Raw genomic sequence first — 2,198 nt, 5'->3', positions numbered from 1 at the left:
CCATCGTCTTGTTCTCCAGGTAGGGCAGCAGCCCTGCGACGCCGCCTTCACGGCCGATGCCGGACTGTTTGAAGCCGCCGAAGCCGATGCCGAAGTCTGCGCGGTTGTCGTTGTGCCCGACGGTGCCCGCCCGGAGCTGCCGGCCGACCGCTCGCGCCTTGTCCACGTCTCGGGTGAACACGGAGGCGTTGAGGCCGTAGATGGAGTCGTTGGCGAGGCGGATGGCATCCTGCTCGTCCTTCGCGGGAATCACCGTCAGCACGGGACCGAAGATCTCCTCCTGCGCGATCCGCCACGAGTTGTCCACGTTCCCGAAGACGGTCGGCTGGACGAACCATCCGCGGTCGAGGCCGGCCGGTCGTCCACCTCCGGCAGCGAGCGTCGCTCCCTCGCTGAGCCCGATCTCGATGTAACCCTCGACTCGTTCCCGCTGCCGTTCCGTAGCCAGCGGGCCCATCTGCACGGCCGGATCGAAGGGGTCTCCCACCGTCACCTGCGAGAACGCTTCGGCGAGACCCTCCACCATCTCGTCATGCCGATGGCGAGGCACGATGATCCGGGTCAGGGAGCCGCAGATCTGGCCGGTGAGGAAGCACTCCGCCCCGGCCAGGACGCGCGCGGCCTCGGCGATGTCCGCATCATCCAGGACCACTGCCGCGGACTTGCCGCCGAGCTCGAGCGTGAAACGGCCGACCCGCTCGGTCATGATGCCGGCGATGGCCTTCCCCGCAGCGGTCGATCCGGTGAACGTGATCTTGTCGACCCGAGGGTCTCGAACCAGGGTCTCGGAGACCTCACGATCGGCGGTGACCACGTTCAGCACGCCCGCGGGCAGCCCGACCTGCTCGGCGATCTCGGCCATGATCAGCGCTGCGCCCGGCGCTTCGGGGGAGGCCTTGAGGACCACGGTGCAGCCGGCCAGCAGGGCGGGGGCGAGCTTGTAGGCGATCAGTGTCATCGGCACGTTCCACGGGATGATCGCGCCCACGACGCCGACCGGCTCCCGCACGATCGTCCCGTATCCGGCACCGCCGGACGGGGTGGCGGGCTCCTCGAAGGGGAACGACGCCGCGAGCTCGGCGTAGTAGGAGTACGCGCCCGTGACCTCCCCCATCGCCCCGCGCGCCGCGCTGGCGAGGATTCCCGACTCTCGCGGCCAGATCTGCGCGACGTCCTCGACACGGTCCTCGACCGCGGAGCCGATCGCCCGGAGATACTCGGCGCGCCGGCTGTGCGTCATGCGCGGCCAGGGGCCGTCGTCGAACGCCGCCCGTGCCGCACCGACCGCGGCGGCGATGTCGGCGTTCCGCGCCTCCGCGACGCTGAAGTACACCTGCTCGGTGACGGAGTCGACGACGTCGATCGTGTCCGAGGACGTCGGGGCGACCCATCGGCCGCCGATGTAGAACTCGTCCAGCCGCTCGAGGGGTACGGCGCCGGCGGTCGTGATGTCCACTCGCTCTCTCTCTTTCCTTCTCTGTCGGTGCCGGTCGTGGACCGCCGTCAGGTGCGGGGTACGGGTCAGGATCCGGACTGGACCGGGGGGACGTAGAACGACACCTTGCGGATGGTCTCGATCGTCCGCCAAGTGTTCGTGTCCCCGGCGAACAGCCGGACGACGTCCCCCGGCCCGATCACGATCGTCTCGCCGGTGCGGTGGAAGGTGACCTCCGCCTTACCCTCGAGCACCACGAAGATCTCGTCGGCCGTGACGCCCTGGTACTCCCCGACCTCGGCTCCCCAGACGTCCACGGCAGTTCCCGCGGTGAGGCCGTCCAGGTAGCGGGCCCCGGTGCGGAATGTCGACGTCTTCGGCTTCCAGTCGAGCTCGGCCGAGAAGGCGTTTCCCAGAAGCTGGCTCACAGTTCTCCTCACAGGTGTACAGACTCTCGTTTCGAGAGGTCAGTGGTCGGCGTGCGCGCCGCGGGCCGCCGTGAACAGGCGCCGGGGGTTGGCGGTGAGCAGGCTCGCGGTCACCTCGCCCGGGACGCCGTGGCGTTCCAGCCGGGGCAGGAAGAAGCGGGGCACGTAGCCGTAGCCGTTGCCGCCGTTGCGGGTCCACATCGCCTTCGTGGCCATGTCGTGGCTCAGTAGCAGGCGCTCGGCGTAGCCCGCGGCGACGAGCGCGGCGACGGCGGCCGCGGTCTGGTGCAGCGCCGGACATTGCCCCTCGCCCGCGTAGAAGAAGGGCATGCCGA

General features: G+C 69.6%; 3 protein-coding genes. All 3 read right to left on the bottom strand.

The annotated features are described in order from the left end of the window. Positions 1–1,456 (bottom strand): aldehyde dehydrogenase (locus tag PKE99_RS37250; protein ID WP_271214991.1); only part of this gene is annotated, 1,456 nt, incomplete at its 3' end. A 65-nt stretch (positions 1,457–1,521) separates the two neighbouring features. After that, on the bottom strand, positions 1,522–1,863 hold the full coding sequence (locus PKE99_RS37245; protein ID WP_037054513.1) for a cupin domain-containing protein: 342 nt from the start codon (positions 1,861–1,863) through the stop codon (positions 1,522–1,524). Between the two features lie 39 nt (positions 1,864–1,902). Further along, positions 1,903–2,198 (bottom strand): phosphotriesterase family protein (locus tag PKE99_RS37240; protein ID WP_498371918.1); only part of this gene is annotated, 296 nt, incomplete at its 5' end.

Origin of the sequence: Pseudonocardia halophobica (genome assembly GCF_027922425.1) — a bacterium.
Lineage (GTDB): Bacteria > Actinomycetota > Actinomycetes > Mycobacteriales > Pseudonocardiaceae > Pseudonocardia > Pseudonocardia halophobica.
The sequence above is the reverse complement of the archived record's forward strand: the minus strand, read 5'-3'. Positions and strand labels throughout refer to the sequence as shown.